Annotated in this window: 16 protein-coding genes; 4 read left to right on the plus strand and 12 right to left on the minus strand. The window is 47.5% G+C overall.

Annotation, left to right across the window (positions count from 1 at the left end):
- Positions 1–61 precede the first annotated feature (61 nt).
- The 4 genes from E0698_RS07840 (at position 62) to E0698_RS07855 (ending at position 2,335) form a co-directional block, all read left to right on the plus strand.
- Positions 62–625: a beta-class carbonic anhydrase gene (locus tag E0698_RS07840; RefSeq protein ID WP_149094971.1), complete on the plus strand. Its 564-nt coding sequence runs from the start codon at positions 62–64 to the stop codon at positions 623–625.
- A 249-nt stretch (positions 626–874) separates the two neighbouring features.
- Positions 875–1,441, plus strand: a complete 567-nt coding sequence (locus E0698_RS07845; RefSeq protein WP_192511175.1) for a PadR family transcriptional regulator — start codon at positions 875–877, stop codon at positions 1,439–1,441.
- Positions 1,442–1,597: 156 nt separating this feature from the next.
- Positions 1,598–2,053, plus strand: a complete 456-nt coding sequence (locus E0698_RS07850; protein ID WP_044647776.1) for a hypothetical protein — start codon at positions 1,598–1,600, stop codon at positions 2,051–2,053.
- A gap of 3 nt (positions 2,054–2,056) precedes the next feature.
- Positions 2,057–2,335: a YxcD family protein gene (locus tag E0698_RS07855; protein WP_192511176.1), complete on the plus strand. Its 279-nt coding sequence runs from the start codon at positions 2,057–2,059 to the stop codon at positions 2,333–2,335.
- Positions 2,336–2,441: 106 nt separating this feature from the next.
- Here E0698_RS07855 and E0698_RS07860 read toward each other — a convergent pair whose 3' ends face one another.
- The 12 genes from E0698_RS07860 to E0698_RS07915 form a co-directional block, all read right to left on the minus strand.
- On the minus strand, positions 2,442–3,320 hold the full coding sequence (locus E0698_RS07860; protein ID WP_192511177.1) for an STM4011 family radical SAM protein: 879 nt from the start codon (positions 3,318–3,320) through the stop codon (positions 2,442–2,444).
- Positions 3,317–4,741 carry an STM4012 family radical SAM protein gene (locus E0698_RS07865; RefSeq protein WP_192511178.1) on the minus strand — a complete coding sequence of 475 codons (1,425 nt, stop codon included), beginning with the start codon at positions 4,739–4,741 and terminating at the stop codon, positions 3,317–3,319. Before E0698_RS07865 ends, E0698_RS07860 begins: the two co-directional genes overlap by 4 nt.
- A gap of 68 nt (positions 4,742–4,809) precedes the next feature.
- On the minus strand, positions 4,810–5,592 hold the full coding sequence (locus E0698_RS07870; protein ID WP_134914720.1) for an STM4013/SEN3800 family hydrolase: 783 nt from the start codon (positions 5,590–5,592) through the stop codon (positions 4,810–4,812).
- Positions 5,589–6,926, minus strand: coding sequence for an STM4014 family protein (locus tag E0698_RS07875; RefSeq protein ID WP_192511179.1), 1,338 nt, complete (start codon positions 6,924–6,926; stop codon positions 5,589–5,591). The genes E0698_RS07870 and E0698_RS07875 overlap by 4 nt, the downstream gene beginning before the upstream one ends.
- A gap of 58 nt (positions 6,927–6,984) precedes the next feature.
- Positions 6,985–7,827, minus strand: coding sequence for an STM4015 family protein (locus E0698_RS07880; RefSeq protein ID WP_134914718.1), 843 nt, complete (start codon positions 7,825–7,827; stop codon positions 6,985–6,987).
- A 248-nt stretch (positions 7,828–8,075) separates the two neighbouring features.
- Positions 8,076–9,542 carry an efflux RND transporter periplasmic adaptor subunit gene (locus tag E0698_RS07885; protein ID WP_192511180.1) on the minus strand — a complete coding sequence of 489 codons (1,467 nt, stop codon included), beginning with the start codon at positions 9,540–9,542 and terminating at the stop codon, positions 8,076–8,078.
- A 70-nt stretch (positions 9,543–9,612) separates the two neighbouring features.
- The gene (locus E0698_RS07890; protein ID WP_134914716.1) at positions 9,613–11,130 is read right to left on the minus strand and encodes a DHA2 family efflux MFS transporter permease subunit; all 1,518 of its coding nucleotides are present in this window, start codon (positions 11,128–11,130) and stop codon (positions 9,613–9,615) included.
- A 14-nt stretch (positions 11,131–11,144) separates the two neighbouring features.
- Positions 11,145–11,798 (minus strand): HlyD family secretion protein, encoded by a 654-nt coding sequence (locus E0698_RS07895; protein WP_149094978.1) that lies wholly within the window; start codon positions 11,796–11,798, stop codon positions 11,145–11,147.
- Positions 11,799–12,160: 362 nt separating this feature from the next.
- A complete protein-coding gene (locus E0698_RS07900; RefSeq protein WP_192511181.1) occupies positions 12,161–12,979 on the minus strand; it encodes a hypothetical protein in 819 nt (272 codons plus the stop codon).
- A gap of 20 nt (positions 12,980–12,999) precedes the next feature.
- Positions 13,000–13,458: a flavodoxin gene (locus E0698_RS07905; RefSeq protein ID WP_043922447.1), complete on the minus strand. Its 459-nt coding sequence runs from the start codon at positions 13,456–13,458 to the stop codon at positions 13,000–13,002.
- A 207-nt stretch (positions 13,459–13,665) separates the two neighbouring features.
- The gene (araA, locus tag E0698_RS07910) at positions 13,666–15,147 is read right to left on the minus strand and encodes an L-arabinose isomerase (protein ID WP_192511182.1); all 1,482 of its coding nucleotides are present in this window, start codon (positions 15,145–15,147) and stop codon (positions 13,666–13,668) included.
- 375 nt (positions 15,148–15,522) lie between these two features.
- Positions 15,523–19,876, minus strand: a 4,354-nt coding sequence (locus E0698_RS07915) for a non-ribosomal peptide synthetase (protein WP_192511183.1), incomplete at its 5' end; no start/stop codon positions are given.

Raw genomic sequence — 19,876 nt, forward strand, 5'->3', positions numbered from 1 at the left:
TCCATGCTGGTCTGCAAAAAAAAAATGGTTCAACATTAAACAGTATACGGAGGGAACAATCGTGGATCACATCAAAGAGATTTTGGAATACAACCGCGTTTTCGTGGAAAACAAAGAATACGAAGCCTATCGTACAGGCAAGTTCCCTAATAAGAGAATGGTCATTATTACCTGTATGGATACGCGTCTAACCGAACTGCTACCCAAAGCCATGAACCTGCGCAATGGTGATGTCAAAATTATTAAAAATGCGGGTGCGATTATCTCCCAGCCTTTTGGAAGCGTTATGCGTAGTGTGCTCGTTGCCCTATATGAGCTGGGAGCGGATGAAGTGCTCGTCATAGGCCATTACGAATGCGGTATGGCCGCGCTGAATGCCGACCACATGGTCAATGAAATGCTGGAGCGTGGGATTTCACAAGAGGTACTAAGCACTCTGGAAAATTCAGGGATTAAACTAAACAAATGGCTGAAAGGTTTTGATAACATCGAGGAAGGGGTTAGAAGTACCGTAAAGCTTATTAAAAACCACCCCTTGCTCCCGCCTAATGCGCCTGTTCACGGTATGGTCATCCATCCGGACACCGGGGAGTTAACGCTGGTTGTTGATGGAAATAAGCAGTAAAAATCCTATAATTAACATTTAAGAGGGTATCTTTAGGCCGTATTCTACGACCTAAAGATACCCTCTTTTTTATGAAAATAAGCACATATGAGTGTATGGTGATCGGAGTTAATTTTGGCTAACCTGTGAACGGCCTATCTGAAAGTTGTCAAACCATACAGTTTCAGTGTACACTTTTCATGAAGCGGCAGAACACCTGCCGTAGAGCCGTTATAACCGTTATTAAGATGGATGAAGGAGATAAAATCTATGAATTTACTATCGTATGGTCTGTTGGGCCTTCTCGCCAGAGAAGAATCCTCCGGCTATGATCTGATGCTGCGTATCCAGCCTTTTTGGCAGGCTAAGCACAGTCAGATCTATCCACTGCTAGCGCGTATGGAAAGCAAGGAATTGCTTGCTTCCCGCTGGATTCAGCAGTCCGACAAACCTGATAAAAAAATGTATACCATTACAGACAAGGGAATTCATATGCTTCAGCAATGGTCCCAGGAATCACTGGCCGCTCCGGTCACACGGGACGAATTAACTCTGCGGCTGTTCTGTCTCTGGCTGACGGACAAAAGCAGTGCCAACCGTATGCTGGAGGAACGCAAACGTCATTTTATTCAGCGAATAAGGCACCTTGAGGATATTCTGAACGACATTCCCGACGAGGATCTGCATTTTGGCAGCAAAAACTTCGGCGATTACATTCTCGTGCAAAAAGGGCTTATGAATGCCAAAGCGGGTCTGGAGTGGTGCCAAATGGTACTGCGTATGTTGCTTGCCGGAGATGTAAGAGCGGACACTAATCCATTTTCACTTAAACCATAAGACTGAATGCTTTAGTCCAATCATGCATAGGCTTTATATATCAATAAAATTTGAATGTTTTAAATTTTTTGAAACCCTTTTCTATCCGTTTCGTATTACTGGTAAGCGGCTGTTTGACCTATATCAAACCAACATACCAAGGGGGATTATATTTACATGAAAAAAACATTTACTTTGAAAAATATGATGATGCTGATGATGGCTTTTACCCTGCTGATTGTTATGGTCGCACCATCTACAGCCGACGCGAGGCGAGGCGGCGGATTTAAATCCGGGCAAAAAACGTACCAATCTACACCGAGCAAGGCCACAAACAGCAACGGTGTCAATAAGTCCGATAGCGGCACCAAATCCAGTGCAACTGCGGGTAATACAAGCAGAACGGGTGGATTCCTTGGCGGTGGCGGCGGATTCCTGAAAGGCATGATGCTGGGTGGTTTGGCAGGTATGCTATTCGGCGGATTGTTCGGCAACATGGGCGCACTGGGAAGCTTGCTTGGCCTTGCGGTCAACGTTCTCGCTATATACGTCCTGATCATGGTTGGAGTAGGTATCTACCGTGCCATTAAAAATCGTCGCAGACCTGATGATTCCCGTGGAGGACGTTACTAAGCTATGATTTTAAGTATGGATGAAATTATCAACGCCATCTGTCTGCATATGGCTGAACGCAAAGGCGTCCAGCCCACTGATGTGACAGTAGAATTAAGCTGGGAAGAGGATACTGGATACTCGGCAGAAGTCCATGTACAGGGTCGCAGCCAGTATCTGGTGGAAGCCAACATGATCGAGGCTATCCTGAGATACCTGCATTCCGAGTACAATATCCGTGCCTATCGCGAGCAAGTCAGACTGGATCTGGACGAAGAAATCACTGCCATTGTCCAGACTTGATGGAATAACGCATAGGGACATCTAACAGAATATGCAGTGAAACGGAAGAACCGACCTTCGCTTGATGCAAGGGTCGGTTCTTTTTCTTGCGTTCTATAGGACATAGCTAAATGTGTGGAACTGAGAATACCGGAACCTGGGGCGCCCTTTCGAGCAGACCACTGCCGTACATTTCCCGAAATGGCTGCTCCTCCATATGAATGTACCCGATATAACAGCCGCATTCCTTCATCCGGCACGGACGCTTAGCACTTAGTCCTTCAAGGCCATCTCTGTACAAGTGACCCAGCACTCGCCGATCCTGATAGCAATGTTTTACACGCCCATCACCCTGTACGTAAAATACATCCTCTCCAGCGCGACACGCCCGTCCCTGACTACTATAATCATGCAAATTCCATTGGAAATAGGGATCTATAGCCGTTAATTCATCAATCTCGGCTTCGGTATAATAATGGGGTCGATCTTTATAGGCGTTAACCCACAAATAAACATCCTTCGGAAGCTGTGATCTCAAGGAATGGATAGCGGGAAAAGCCTGTCTCAGTCCCACGGTGCCGACACTATAGGAAATACCAAGTTCATATAACTTCATTCCTTGAGATATAAAAGCCTGCTCCTTCGTCTCTCCCGGATGATACGTCGCCCACAGCGCAGCCGTCTTCGGATTCAGTTCCCTGGCCCAATCCAGCTTAGTGGACAGATTCGTCTGTACAGCCACTTTATCCACATGCGCCATATGGGAAAACTCAATCATGGTCTTGCGGTACCAGGAATGAATGAGAGCTTCTCCATACGGATTAAAGAATACGGATAGTCGATGTCCCAAAGTTCCCTGCTCCCGTACCCAATCGGCAAAACGCTCCAGTTGCGCCCGATCCTTGTCCAATGTTTCACGACTATCCACGTTTTTGCTGAACGGGCAGTAAGGGCAAGCATAGTTACAGGAAGTCAACGAGCCACGATAATATAGGGTTGCTCTCATGCGCCTACGTAGCCTTCCATCCGCTCCCGTACTGCCGTGGAGATCATCCAATCGCCAATCGCATCGGAATAAGCCATTCCTTCCTCGGTCAGTCGCAGTGTGCCATCCACAACCATCGCCATACCAGATTGCAATAGCAAGGACATTCCTGCAAAATCGTCCGCCAGAGACGCATCGAAGCGCGCCGCATAAGCAGCTAGCTCCAGACCTTCCCGATGGAGAAGCGCCTTAAGAATAAAGCGCCGCTTGCTCTCCTCCACATTTAAAATAAAGCCGTAGTCAGCCAGATCATGACGCTCGGCGGCGACATAATCAGCAATAATGCCACGCGTTGCCACTGCACTAACACCGTATCGACTGGCATAATGGACATTACGCGTATAAGAACGCGCACCGCAGCCCAGACCGGCCATGCCTTCCTCCTGACAGCTATATGGCAGCAACTCCTTGCCGGGTGCATCCTCATTTTTGGCAAAACGACGCATGGAGTACTGCACATATCCCGCCTGTTGGAGTCTTTCACGTGCTACTTCGTACAAGCTCAGACGAATATCATGCTCCAGCCCGGTATAGCCCGGCTTTAAAATCGTATTTTCCCGAATGTATAATGGATAAATAAAAATTTCACCCGGTTCGTATGATAACGCCTCTTCCAGAGAATACAGCCAGGTTTCTGCCGTTTGACCGGGGAGACCATAGATCAAATCCACGTTCAACAGCGGAAAATCGTACTCTACCAGCCGCGCAAGCGCTTCGCGTACCAGCTTGGGCTTCTGAGGGCGGTATATGGCCGCACTCTCCGACTCCACAAAGCTCTGGATTCCCATGCTGACACGGTCCGTTTGGCGGCGCTTGAGCACCTCCAGCCGATCTTCGGTTACCGTATCCGGTGACGTTTCCACCGAAATGGAAGCATGTTCCGGGTCTAAGCCCATTATATTCTCAGCAATATCAAACAATCGTTCAACCAAAGGAGCCTCCAGCAAGGTTGGCGTGCCGCCGCCGATCGCAAAGCGTGAAAAAGGCCGACCGCCCATAATTGGTGCCCATTGCCTAGCTTGTCTTTCAAGCGCATCCACATACTCCTTATGCACATCCAGCCGTTTGTCCGGCAAAGTGAACAGATTACAAAACCCGCAACGAGCCGCGCAAAACGGAATATGCATATACAAAAAATAGCTCTCCAGCTCCTCCTTCTCCCACAACTCTTGCAAGGAGAGCGGTGTATCAAAAGGCCGATAGGCCGTTTTATGCGGGTAAGAGTACAAATAGGAGCGGTAGGGAGCTTCACGGATCGTGCGTGCCCATTCAACAGGATTCTCAGGCCATAGAGACCTAGATGTTGAGCCTGTGTCCAGCCCCGCAGGGGGATTGGCTCCTGCTCCCGTTAGAAGCGAGTGATTCAGATTCATGGCTTTCATTTCTGCTCCCTCCTCGCGCTGGATTGATTCTTTACATTTTACCAGTGCAGTCTATCATTTCTTTTTCCCTACAATACAAATTCGCGATAAGGTACATTCCATACTACCTCATGCGCCAGACGATGCCCTTCGTAGCCGTCTTCCCCATAAGCCGTACCATGATCGGAAAAGGCCATGCAAAACGTCTTTCCCCGTTCTCGTAATGCGTCGAACAAACGTCCAAGCTGCCCATCCACATAACGCAAGGCTGCGCGTTGGGACTCCACCGAATCCTTGGCTGAGCCCTCCAGAAAATAGTGATTAGGGCCATGAATAGCTGACACATTCAGGAACAAAAACAGCCGCTGCGCCGGGTCTGCCTTCTCCAGCAGCTTTAGGGCATGATTTACCTGATGCTCGGTTGAACGGTGATTCGTAACGCCGAAGGTCATACGCCAGTAGCTTTCCTGAAAATACCCCGGCAGCACCTTGGCAAGCTTGTTTTTTTTCGTAAAAAAAATAACACCGCCGATGCAAATAGTCCGGTAGCCCTCACCCGCCAGCCCGGATACAATATCCGGTGCATCAAACAGCCACGTATGCGGATGCGTACGCAGTCCCGTATCTTTAGTATGAAACAGCCGTATGTGAGATGCCTTATCCGTATTAGCCGGTGTAGGCAAGAATCCGCCAAAAAACGCATGATGTGCAGCATAGGTAAAGCTGCCCGGCGTATGGCGTTTTTCCCACGGCCCGGAGCCACACAGGTTCGGACAGTTTTCTTCCTCCAGCTTGGCTACATCGTAACGCAGCGTGTCAAGCGTAATCATGACAATATCATGAGAACCGACAATCTGGTTCATATCGGTCATAATAAGCCTTTCCTTTCCAAAGTTGCAGTCCCATTGGCGAGATGCAGCATTTCCCATTCATATGGATTCCACCCCTGATGTTTCACCCGGTATAACAGATCGCCGAACGGATTTACATCCAGCACGTAGGGACGACCACCATGTGCAGGAACCAGCACATCCAGCCCGGCAACCATAGAGGCCGGAAAAGCGCTCATCGCGGCTTCCGCAATTTGCCGAACCGATTCTACCGTATCCTGCAGCAACCCGGCGTCCTCCAGCAACAGCCGTTCATTGCGCAAATGCAGATTCGTAATTGGGCTTCGGCTTAAACGTAAAACGGCATGACAAGCCTCTGATTCGCAAACAAGCTGGCGTACATCGTAAACACGTCCGTTCAGACTCGCTTTAGGTATCCAGCGTTCCACATGCACCCCTTCCGAGCATAGCCAGCCCAGGATAGCATGAATATCCTGCTTGTCCGTATAACGGCGCAAGCGTCCCGCATTGTAATACACACGCTGACCGTGTACGATTTCCGTTCCAATGGTGGTTACTGCCAGCTCTGCCCGTGTCCGCGGATGCACCTGATAGGCCATTACACCGGAAGCACCAGACCCGCAAAATATTTTCACAAACAGGCGGTGAATCCCGCTCTCCTTCATCGCCGCGTGCAGATCAGCAACATCACGAAAGGTACCCTCTGATGATACAAGCACAGGTGGTACCCTTATACCCGCCTTGTCCAATAAGATGCTGCAATGCCGTTTGTCGAACATCACAGCCACTTCCGCCGGGTCATTCATCCAGCGCAAGGAGGGCCATAGCAGGGCCGCTTCATACCGCAGCCACGCCAACAGACGGCAATAGCCCCGGAACCATTGTGCCGGGTGCCAAATACGACCGTGCTGCTCCAGCAGGGCTCGCGCTTCTGCCGAAGATATACTTGTGCCATGTGCTGATTCTGCACACAGAAACAAAGAATCGTCTCCTTCTGCATCCGAGGCGCCCAAAGCGATCAATTCACGCTCTACCTCAAAGCTTTCACCGGGTGCATCCAGACGAAGCAGCGGACTAATGTCCGCCCTTCCCGTCTGTAACTGGCGAATGCTCTCTTGCACATAAACACTAGCATTTACGCTGTCTGGCGCAGCCTGTGCAGCTATTCGGGCCAACAACTCCCCCAGACTTTGCTTCTCCCGGATGGCTTCCAGCACATTTTTATAGGAAATCTCAACAGCGGGCGGCAGCTTCAATCTGCTTCGCGCCTCCTGTAATCCTGTGGTCCGCCGATTCCCCGGATTGCCAAACAAAATAAACGGCTCGCTGATATTGCTGTCTGATATCCCAACCATAAAGACGCCTCACTTTAATTTTTGAATAAGCTTGATCGTAAAGAGTCCTTTTTATGGATTACTCGGTCAACGATGGATAACGCCAATCATCTTCCTCGTCCGCTTGCTGCTGATCTTCTACATTCACAGACAGTCCGGAGTTTTTCCAACGTTTTACCATTTCATCCGACATATAATGATAGCTCAAATCCAGATGCTTTAGCCCTTTGATACTTTCACTAGCGAGCAGTGTCTCAGCCCCTTTATCGGACAACGTGCCTTGAGACAGATCCAGTACCTCCAGTTGTCCAATCACAGGTGCGTTTGCCGCAGCAATCGCGATTTCATCCTGTATTTCACTATCCTTCAGCCCCAAATAGGTCAGCTTTGGAAAAAGATTGTCATTCAGAAACGGTAATACATCCTTCATACCACCGTCAAAACCGTATTGATCCACGCCCAAATACAACTCCAGCTTGCGCAGCTCAGGCAGCTCGGCATTACGAATTTCCTGAAGGACACTCGCAGGTAAACCTCCGCAAATAATAACCAATTCCTGAAGGTTTTTATGCCGTAACGGCTCCAGGCTCAGGTCCTGACTTCCTTTGACATAAAAGGATTCCAAAGCTGGAAACGCCTCCAACAGCGGAGACAGATTCGTCTGGTTAATCCACGAAACCTCACACTCATCATATTCCATATCCCCGATAAACAGCTTACGCAGCTTCGGAAATTGATCTTTGTGCTTTACCAGTACCGGAATAAAATCCTCCGGTGATTGTTCATAGGCTCCGCCCCAGTCTCCAATAATCAAATCTGTAATTTCCGCGCTCTCTGGCTTACCTGCCTGTTCTTCAATAGACTTAGCCATCGTTTGACCATTCTCATAAGCTTCATAATCCACAACCAGCTTTACTTCCATCTCGTAATACCTCCGATCACTGATCTGAAAATGTAATAAATCCCTATCTCGTAAACTATCTATTTCCAGTTTAGTCTATCCTATCATACCAATGTTCGTCAAAAATAGACCCCTGACGACATCAATCCTATGTAAAATGTAAGCGATGAAATTAAACAAGGCAGCCCGGTAAAACTGCTCCGGTCTGCCCTGCGCTTATACTCCCTAATAAATCTCTACTATATAATACAAGAGATTTTGAAGCCGAATTATTGGCTAATGGTGATCGGTGAGTTATCAGACAGCAACGCCAGATTATTCACGATTACATTCTCTTCGTTGCTCAAGCCACTGGTAACCAGTGTTTGTGAGCCTGTCGTCTGAACCGTCTTCACTTCCTTGCGTTTCGCATGGTCACCATTTACAACGTATACATATTGTTTACCTTGATCCTTTTGAATCGCTGCGGTAGGAACGACAATACCTTCTTGCGCATTTGCAGCGACAAAGCTGATATCAGCCAGCATACCGGATTTCAGTTTCACGTCCGGATTAGCCACCGAAATTTTCACAGGATATCCTTTTCCACTTGCGTCCAACGGGCTTACATTTTTAACGGTACCTGTTGTCACAATATTGGAAGCTGCTACACGTACCTGTACCTTGTCGCCTGCTTTTACATTGTTGATTTGCTCAGCCGGTACATAGATCAGTGTATTAACTGTACTCAGGTTGGCAATGACCAGCGCAGGCGCCTGTGCGGATACCATTTCGCCTACTTCTGCATTTTTCGTACCTACAATACCGTTAATCGGTGATGTAATCACTGTATCGTCGAGTGCGTCCTGAGCGATGCTCACATTGAGCTGAGCCTGATTGAGAGACTGTTGGCTGGACTCGATAACCGCTGTATTTTGAGATACCTTCAGTTGATTTTGTGCATTGCTGTAGCCGCTGTTAGCATTACTGTAGCTGTTTTTTGCTGAATCGTAGCTGTTACGGGCCGTAGTGAGCGCCTTCTGAGCAGCTACCAGTTGGTCCCGGGCATTAGCCTGTGCGTTTTGCGCATTGTTGTATGCCGCTTCAGCGTTCACAACGGCTGTTTTTGCTTGTTCCAATTGTGCTTGAGTACTCGCACCCGCATCAAACAGGCTTTGAGTACGCGTTACATTTTTCTGAGCATCCGCCAGCGCTTGCTGCGTTTGCTTCACTGTATTGGCGGCCGAGGAGACGCCGTGTGTCGCCTGTTCTACGGCTGTAGTAGCCTGATTAATGGCTCCCTGCGCCTGATTGATTGCGCTTTGGGACTGAATCACGCCGCTTTTGGATTGTACTACGCCTGAGTTGGCTTGAACCATCGTCGATTCATGAGACGCCTGAGCTGAGCTCACTCCTGCTGCTGCCGCGGCTGCTGCGGCGCGGGCTTTCGCTACATTATTCCGCATGTCCTTGTCATCAAGCTTGAACAGCACTTGACCTTTTTTGACCTCTGAGCCAATATCCACAGGTAGTTCAACTACTTTACCACCCACTTTTGGCACAATATTCACCGTCTCCGAAGGTGTTACCGTTCCTGTATAAATGTTCCCTTGCCCAATGATACCCTGCTGCGCTTGGCTAATCTTGACAGGCACGACCATATCCTGCGCCGCTCCGCTATTACTGGAGCAGCCTGCCAGCACTGCGCCGCCGAGCACCAAGGCCGCTAATGTACTTTCTACTCTCAATATTTTCATGATAATTCCCTTTCTTTCTGTCCGTGGAAATAATGTAAGCCATCCAGTCGATATTTTGTAGTTATTTTGATTAAGCCTCCGGCTGTGTCTTTGCTTTCTTCCTTTGAATAAACAAAAAGATCAGTGGAATCGTGCAAAACAGCGGTATGGATGAAATGAGGAACGTATCCCCAATCCCTCTCGATGTGGCATCCAGCGTGATTAAACCACTTACAGATGACACCCAAGAGCTGCCCAACGTCGCTTGCAGCGCATGAGCCGCGTCCGGTGTAACAGTCTCCGAAATTTGTTGGGCATGAGCTGCCGAACGGCTTTGCATAATCGCTGTCAACACTGCAATGGCCATAGATGCTGCAACGGTACGCACCAGATTGGATGCTGTAGACGCATTCGCTACCTTGCTCGGATGAACTGCGTTCATACCAACGGTAGACAATGGCATCATACAAATACCGATTCCAAGACCTCGGAATGCCATTACGGTTTCCAGCCAAATATGCGGTGTGTCTGGCGTAAGTTGATGCAAATGGTATGTCATAAAGCTGGTCAGTGTCAGGCCAACAAGTCCCAGAGGTACAATGCCGAACTTATCAAATAACCGCCCCGCAATCGGCATCATAGCCGCCATTGCAATCGCCTGTGGAATGAGGATGATTCCGGTATCAATTGGTGACACATGCTGAATATTTTGCAAAAACAACGGTGTCAAAAAAGTTCCTCCATACATCCCCATCATGACAAAACTAGAGGCAATGACACTAATCGTATATTTTGAATTTTTGAATAATGAAATTTCGATTACAGCATTGTCTTTTCCGCTTTCTACATAAATGAGAAAGACAAGCGCCCAGAAGGCGACGAACAGTAGAGATACAATTTTAAAAGAAGTCCAGCCATCATGCTGTCCGTTTGTCAATGCGTACAAGAGTGTTCCTGCACAAGTTGCGGCCAGCAAAAAACCAGGTAAATCAAACGGCTTTGGTTTTACTTTAGGCGGCTCCTTGATCAGAAGAATAACCATTAAAATTGCAAATAAAGCTACCGGCACACTGACAATAAACAAGAAACGCCAATTAAGCCATTCAATTAAATAGCCACTCAGTGTAGGTCCAACGGCTGGAGCCGCCATTGCGGCGATCCCCCATATCCCAAGGGACATACCGATTTGTTCACGCGGCATGATTTTGTAAATAATCGTCATACTCAGCGGCATAATGACACCGCCTCCCAGACCAGCCAGCACCCGTGCTGCGATCAGGGAAGAATCACTCCATGCAAAAATACATATTCCCGTTCCCAGCGAGAACACGCTGAGCGCAAGTATTAAAAACTTTTTGTATCCGATGCGCTGCTCCATATATCCGGTAATCGGGACGATTACACCAGATGCAAGCGTGTAACCTGTAATAACCCACTGAATACGTGTCGTCGTTGATCCTAAGTCCGTCGTCAATCGAGGAATGGCGACATTGATCAGACTGTTGTTCAGAATGGCGACAAAGGCGCCTAAAACGATGGCAAAAAAAGCAAGCCAGCGTTCTTTGGAAGAATCTGTCGAAGGAGCAGCAGCAGTTTCATTGGCAGCCACATGGACCCCTCCTTTTAAGGTGTATGAATTTTAACTTCCACGTTCGTTCCTGGAATGAGCTTCATATCCTTCGGCTTGTTAACAGCAATTTCTACAGGCACACGCTGGGTCACCTTGTTAAAGTTACCGCTTGTGTTTACCGCAGGAATGAGCGAGAACACCGCATTCGAGGCTTCTCCCACTTTACGCACTTTGCCTTGAATCGTCTTGTCACCTGCTGCATCAAGCGTAATGTCAACAAGCTGTCCCGGTTTAATACGGTCAATATCGGTTTCTTCAATATTCGTGGAGACATACAGGCTGTTCATATCAACCATGGTCGCAACAGCACTGCCCGGAGAACCGATTTCATGCTCCTTCGAATAAATCTTAATGACGGTACCGTTGATCGGCGCACGCAGTACGGACTTGCTGATCATGCTGGAATCCAGCCCCGATACATCCTGCTCGGCAATCGGTTCATTACGCTGAAGGACATCGCCTTCCTCCACATCAATGTGTGTAATCTCTCCGGAAATTTGCGGCATTACCTTATACTGATCCGCTTGAATGCGCGCATCGTCACTCTTAACAAAGTGTGTTGTCTGATACCAATAATAGTAGCCAATGACTCCACCGCTCAGAACGAGCAGTACGATGAGAATTGGCAGTACGGTTTTCTTACTCACTTCTTCCACCCCTGTTGTCCAAAAAATTTTATTATTCAACGCTAATATTTTAATTTTGAAATATTAGACCATCAAACCAAACCGAGAACGTAAAATAAGCACATGGCAGCATACCATGCAAAAAGAAAGAACATTATCTATGTACATAGGTAATCCTTGTCTATGCTCACACACATCGTCTCCTTTTATATTTAAATATTTTCATATAAATATCGTACATTGAAGTATTATAGTTATATTTATCTATTCAGGCAATATAAATTTTCAGTTTTCAAAAAAATTTTCATAAAAAAGAGCCTTGGGAAACAAGGCTCTTTCAACGAAAAGGTATTACTTACATTTAAAGGGTTTCAAAAAATAAACTAAGAGAAAAGCAAAGGTCCCCCTGACCGTTCTTTACGGTTTTTGGCCTCCTGCTGCTCTTTTTTGTTCTTATCCAGCCTGTTGCTATTGCCCTGTGATCGTTGTCCCCCCGGGCAGGCTCCGCAACGACATCGTTCTGTTGTCGCGTGTACATCCTCTCTGGAATCCCGCAATAGCCGAACGTAATCCAGAGATTGCTGTAAAGAAGCAGGACCCGGGATAAAGCGGATTTTTTTGCCTTCCAGCAGACAGTAGACCTCAATAAGCTGCGGAAGAGCGCCAAATGCATAATAACAAAAAACATTCGTCAAATGTTGAAATGTATGAATAACGTTGGGATTATAATCCACGATGTATTTCTGAATCAGCAAGGAATCGGCTCCAGCTGACAGTTGCCAGGCAGCCTGCACAATAAGTGAAATGTCGACCTCAAGCTCAGGGACCGGCGTGCAAAATTGCTCATACAACATCACCGGCACTGACAAGTCCCTATATAATGCACAAATTTTAGACAGCTCGCCTGACACTTTATTTTTAACGTCCCAGTAATGGAACAACGATTCGAAGCCGGTTGGTTGTTTGGGCCACCATTTCTCCAGCACGTACTGGACGGGGATTTCCCGCCGCACCTCTACTTCCATTCCGAAGTATTCATTTAGCGCATGCCCTACCGCATATTGAACCCGTTGCCTCCAATTCCAGCCTTCACGCCCGCGTTTTCCCTGTGATTGACGGGTAGACTGCGGAGTTCTCCACATCTCTTCAAGCTGATAGTCGTGCAGAAGAGGAAAGCCGCTTAAGCTATCGCTATTGCGCATACCTATCCCTCGCTCTCTTCTCAGGACACCCCAATACCAGCCTGTGCAAATTGTCTTCCGTAAGCCCGGCAATTTTCCTTCTCATCGTCCAGTGGGTTGAATTCGATCTTCAAGCTCTCCTGAATAACAGTTGCGCCGCGTTCTTTGACTTTTTCCTCTACCAGATCAACCGCGCCGCAGAATTGTGTATAGGATGTATCTCCGCTGCCAAATACAGCGGTCTTTTTACCGGATAGATCAAGCTCATCCAGTTCCTCGTAAAAATCTAAAAATTCATCAGGAAGCTCACCATCTCCCCATGTATATACACCCAACAGGAATCCGTCATAACCGAGCAGTTCCTGCGCGCTGCAATCATACGAAGCCTTCAACTCCGCCTCATGTCCTGCCTGGCGGACGCCTTCGGCGATCAATTCCGCAATTTCCTCTGTATTACCAGTCATACTGGCATAAGCAATCATGATTTTACCCAAGTTCATCCCTCACTTTTGTTTGGCATATGGAATGCATTCATTCCTACTACTCAAATAATATTTGATAATGATTCTCATTGTCAAATATTAATTTTAAAAAGTGTTTTATACTTGCTAAAACATACGCAAAACAGCCGCATAACATGCGGCTGTTCGCTGATAAATCCTATGAATAAGCTGCTTTAACAAGAAGCTTGTTATTTATTGCAACCATTATTTATTACGCCAGTACAGTTCATTCCATTGCAGCTCCTGACGGAACTGACGGATGTTCGTGTTGTTGTCAATAACGACGGCTTCTATGCCTGTCAGCTCTGCATAATCCAGCAACTGCTCAGTGGTTACAGCATAGGACAACACCGTATGATGCGCTCCACCCGCATGAATCCATGCTTCTGCAGATACTTCAAGCGAAGGCTCTGGTTTCCACAACACGCTGGCTACAGGCAGCTTCGGCATTTGCTTTTTATTTTCCACAGCATGGATTTGGTTAATGATCAGACGGTAACGTCCTCCCAGCTCAATGATGGATGCTACGAGCGCCTTACCCGGTTTGCCTTCAAAAATAAGACGAGCCGGATCGGCTTTGCCGCCAATACCCAATGGTTGAACATCAATACGCGGTTTGTTTACAGCAATCGTCGGACAGACCTCCAGCATATGAGAACCCAAATTCAGCTCATTGCCCGGCTCCAAATGATATGTGTAATCTTCCATAAAGGAAGTATCCACATTATTCGCCATCAGCTTCATCAGGCGCGTCAACGCTGCCGTTTTCCAGTCACCCTCGCCACCGAATCCGTAGCCTTGGGCCATCAATCGCTGAACCGCCAAACCAGGCAGTTGTTTCAGACCATGCAGGTCTTCAAACGTTGTCGTAAAGGCTCCAAATTCTCCGTCCTGTAAAAACTTTTTCAAGCCCAGCTCAATACGGGCCTGCTCCAAAATGGAATCACGTACTGTACCCGGTTGCTTGGCTTCTGCGGACAACTCATACAGTTCGTTATACTCCTCGAACAGAGAGTTGATATCCCCCTCTGACACGCTATTAACGACCTCAACCAGATCACCCACACCATAGCCGTTGATCGACCAGCCCAACTGGGCCTGAGCAGATACTTTGTTGCCGTCGGTTACAGCTACTTCACGCATATTGTCACCAAAACGGGCTACTTTGAGATTTTGGCTTTCGCTATAAGCAGCAGCCGTGGACATCCAACCGCCGATGCGTTTCTGAACGCCTTCTTCCTCCCAATAGCCTACGACGACTTTGCGAGTTACACCCAGACGGGCACCGATAAAGCCAAATTCACGGTCACCATGCGCGGATTGGTTCAGGTTCATAAAGTCCATATCAATACTATCCCAAGGGATATCACGGTTAAATTGAGTATGCAGGTGCAGCAAAGGCTTTGCCAAACGCGTCAAGCCAGCAATCCACATTTTCGCTGGAGAAAATGTATGCATCCAGGTAATAATCCCTGCGCACAGGTCATCCCCGTTCGCATCAATAATAAGACGGCGAATCGCGTCAGAATTCGTCAGAACCGGCTTTAATACCACTTCAAATGGTAAATGACCACTTTGGTTCAATCCCTCTACAATTTGACGAGAATGCTCTTGTACCTGATCAAGTGTCTCGGGTCCATACAAATGCTGACTTCCTGTAGCAAACCAAAATTTAAACGGTTTCATAATTAAAAATTCCTCCTGTCAGGAAATAAATATAATTGTAGCTGTGTTAACAGATAAACTATTATGTACGTACAATCCAATCTATTTCTCATAATTATGATGAAAAATGATTAGTTGTACGTACAAGTGGGATTGATTTCATTTTAATATGGAAGCGCTCTAATTACAAGTGTATTCGGCAAAAAAATATTTTTTGGCCTGCCAGGCTGTTGGCTTCTTCATAAAGGCTGTATGCTTCTGTACTCTCATGAACGTACTTATGAAAAATGCCAAGCCCTATGATTAGGACCTGGCATTTTTCGCATGACAGACAGGCTCAACTTATTTCCTTGATTACTATCGTATAATTCCCGTCAAGTAATACATCTCAATTCCTTACTTGGTTACGGTCAGATCGGATAGAATCTTATCATTTACAGCTTGGAAGATTCGATGGATATCTTCACGATCTTCCTCATACGGAAGGAATAGAGAAATTTGAAGACCACTTCCTGTGTATACAGACTCAAAGAAAATCGCTTTTCCTCCGTTTGCCTGTTCCTTCCCAGCCTTCAAAGTGCTGAGCATGTTTATGTCTTCCTGCATTTCACCCAAGTAGTTGAACACGATAGGCAACTGTTTAAGTCCCTTTTTTAGGATGCTGCTGGATTGTGGATAAGCAGGTTCCATCTCTTTGTTAAAGATCAGATTTAAGAAATTCAAGTGACGATTTGTGGCGATATCCAATAGTCTCTGGATATCGTTTTCATAGGATATCATCCCTTCCTTATGGAGTAAGACAGGAATATGATCAATATATTCTCCCACTGACCCAAAGAAGTTCCGATCCCCATACCGTCTTCCATACTGCGTCAACCATATTGGGACTTCTAGCTGTTCGAAATAGTCGCTAAAAAACTGGAACGCCATACGCAACGTAATATTCCACAGGCTTGCAGCCCCATTCTGCGTTGGAATATCGGGTAACTTCAATTCCCAGCTATATTGGGTAGATTTAGCATAGTTGCACTCCCGGGTTCGTTTATGGATGCGACTATTATGATCTTCAAACGACTGGAGCTTGAATTGCTCCACAATCTGCTGATCACTGATTTCCCGAGGGCCTTGAAGGATATGATCCACATAATCCCGGTAATGAAACCCTTCTGCCGTCTCCACCTGCTGTGTATGATCGTATGCTTCAAGGAGTTGGCTTTGCAGAACTACGCCGCTCGTGCCATCATAAATGATGTGTGAGCATGGAAGTAGCAGCAGATGGTCCCGCAAATTCAAGCGAACCAGCATTATCCTGTATTGAAGAGATTGAATCTGTTCATGCGGTTCAAAATAAAGGTTCGACATGATGGATGAAAGGAGCTGATGTTGTGTCTGTACCGGATAGACCGAAAGATCCACAAAGGGTAAGGAAATGTGCTCCGGTGGTGCTTTTACTTCCCATTCCCAGACTCCAACCGATTGTACAAGCACACTTCTCAGTAATTCATGACGATGAATTAACTGCTGAACCGCTGCGGACAGCCGCTCCACATCCACGTAGTGGTCAAGCCGGATCACTGTACCCGAGAAGGCAGGGTACAGCAGATGGTAATGCTGAGCAGGTGCCAGCGGAAAACGATGGACAGCCTCTGAGTTGAGTATATGTTCATTCCAGTGCGCATTCATTTTAGCGATTTTTGGAATCCATTCCTCAGCCTGGCGTTGAAGGCTATTTTCTTGTTCCTCATCTGTTTGTTCAATCTCTGTGTGCCCTGTTCTGAGCATTTGGCTTGCCTCCTTCTCACCCATTGGGACAATATAATGGGGGTGTAGGTCGGGATGGACGTGGGACGAGATCGTGGCTGCGATCTCATCCACCTGATCTGCACGGAATGGATGCACTTGCAAAAACAAATAGTTCCGCTCATCGGCAGCTACAGGTTCAATCTTAGCCTGTACGCCAAAGGTTTCGCTAATCCATTGTTCGGTTTCCACGAAATCCGTGATTCCTGTGTCTTGGTTTGAGTCAACTTCGTCAACAGATAACAGATCGGACAAAATTCGAATGGTTTGATGTTGCAGCACTTGATGTATGCCCAACAGAATACCTGATTCCTGTGCTTTGGAGACGAACTGAATGGCCTTTAAAGAATGACCTCCGAGTTCAAAGAAGTTGTCGTCGATGCCTACCTTTTCTACACCGAGCACTGCTTGCCAGAGGTGCGCCAATTGTTGTTCCACTTCATTTCTTGGAGCAACGTATCCCATACCCGAATGACTTGCCAATTCAGGTACAGGCAGCGCTTTACGGTCGATTTTGCCGTTCGGTGTCAGTGGCATCTGCTCCAGTTGTACGAAGAACGAAGGCACCATGTAGTTCGGGAGTTTCTCGCTAAGCAAGCTGCGTAGCTCACCTGCACTCACTTCCTGTTCCGCCACATAGTATGCGACAAGTTGATGTTGCCCCTGTTCGTCCTCATGAGCCAGCACGATTACTTCTTGCACTTTTTCCACCTTCAGCATGTTCGTCTCAACCTCACCCAGCTCAATCCGGTAGCCCCGAATTTTTACTTGGTGATCGATCCGACCCAAATGCTCAATGTTGCCGTCCGGCATCCATCTCGCCAAGTCCCCCGTCCGGTACATCCGTTCATATCCTGTTTCCCCGTTCGTAAACGGATTCGGTATAAATTTCTCCTCCGTCAACTCAGGACGATGCAGATATCCGCGCGCCAATCCGTCTCCCGAAACGCACAATTCTCCTGCTACACCTACTGGTGCTAAATGTCCATGTACATCTACGACATATACCCGGTGGTTCGGCACCGGACGTCCAATGGAAATCACTTTTCCGGCGCTTGGATCTTCGGGCAAGGGCCAGATTGACGTTATGATCGAGTCTTCCGTTGGGCCATAAGCATTGTAATACACCACCGAATCCTTCCACTTGTGCACCAGCTCCGTCGTTGCCGCCGATCCCGCTGTAAGGAGAATACGCAGATTCGACATTCGTTCCGGTTCCAGATACACCGCATACGTCGGCGGCAGCATCAAAACAGTAATTCGGTGCTCTGCGATATACTGTTCAAATTCCTTATAGTCCAAAATTGTCTCCATCGTCGGTACATACAACGTTGCCCCACAAAACAACGCCTGGAAAATTTCCCAGCAAGCTACATCAAACGAATAACTGGCAAACAGCATCGTATGGTCTGACAAGCCGATGCATAGCGTCTGATCGAAATACATTTTCAGGTTACACAGCCCACGATGCTCTACCATAACTCCTTTCGGTTGTCCTGTGGTTCCTGACGTATAAATCACATACGCTAGATCGTTCGAGCCAGACACAGGTTCCAGATTTGAACCATCCTCGTGATACACAGACATGTAGATAAGCCGATTCTGAACCTTTTCACTTGATGCGGCTGTCTGTGTTCCTGTGAAAAAAGCATTCACAGCAGCAGCCGCGCTCTCAGCCTGTTCCCCGTCCAATATCAGCACTTTGCCATCGAAGGCCACTTTTTCCGCTAGTCGGCTTTGTGTCAATAAAATGTCCGCCCCGGAATTGTCAAGCATGTAGCGGATACGTTCCTCTGGATACGTCGGATCTAAAGGTACGTACGCACCTCCTGCTTTCAATATACCGAAGATGCCCACGATCATATCCACCGAACGCTCGGTCATCAAACCCACCAAACGGTCTGTCGTCACACCGTGGCTCCGCAAGGTACGAGCCAGACGATTGGCACGCTCGTTCAGCTCGCGATAGGTTAGCTGCTCTCCCTCGAAGAACAATGCCGTCTGCTCTGGTGTTAGTGCTGTTTGCGCTTCGAATAACTCGTGAATCGTTTGCTCACGTGGATATTCCGCCGATGTTTTGCCCCAAACACCAACGATTTGCTCACGCTCCGATTCGGTCACCATGTCCAACTCACTCACCCTGAGATCTGGGTTCGCCACCACCTGCTCTAGCAACCGCACCAAATGCCCTTGAATTTGCTCTATACTTTCGCGCTCAAATGCCCGTGCATTGTAGCCAAAGCTCGTTTGAATGGTTTCCCCAGATCGTACCACCAGATTAAAGTCATAGTTGGTAGGCTCAGCAGACTCGATCCCGGCATTGTCTAAGCTGGCCTGCCCACCGTCACCCCGCTGCTCCACTTGTTCCTCCATCGGAGCATTTGCGAAAATAATTCTATGGTTAATCAAATCCTGCTTTAGCACCGTCAGCGCTTGAATATCATCCAGCGAATACATGTTATATGAAAGGGAAGCTCTGGATTGTTCCTGATTTTGCTTCACCATATCAGAGAACAGACTATCCTCGTTGCTGCAAATACGAATAGGCACCAGGTTCAGGAGCGAACTGGTCTCGGGCTCGGCATTCAGTATGTCCGTAGTACTCTCTAGAACCACACTGCCAAACACGGCATCATCCATACCATTATATTTTTGAAGCAAAATGCCCCAAACGGTTTGTACTAGCGCATTCATCGTTACCTGATCACGTTGGGCAATCTGTCCAATTCCGGCCGTCAGACTTGCGCCCAGATCAAAATCCAGACGCTCTGCCTGATATTCCGGGTCACCTGGTATTTTGGCCTGTGGCAAACGGGCCTGTTCTTCATACCCATTCAGGTATGCGCTCCAGTAACGAGAAGCCTTCTGACGGCCTTGATGCACTTTCAGTACATCCACTGTTTCTTCCACTGTAATCCATTCCAGCTCACTCAATGTGGTATCTGGGCTA

Origin of the sequence: Paenibacillus sp. 23TSA30-6, from assembly GCF_014858585.1 — a bacterium.
Classification (GTDB): Bacteria; Bacillota; Bacilli; order Paenibacillales; family Paenibacillaceae; genus Paenibacillus.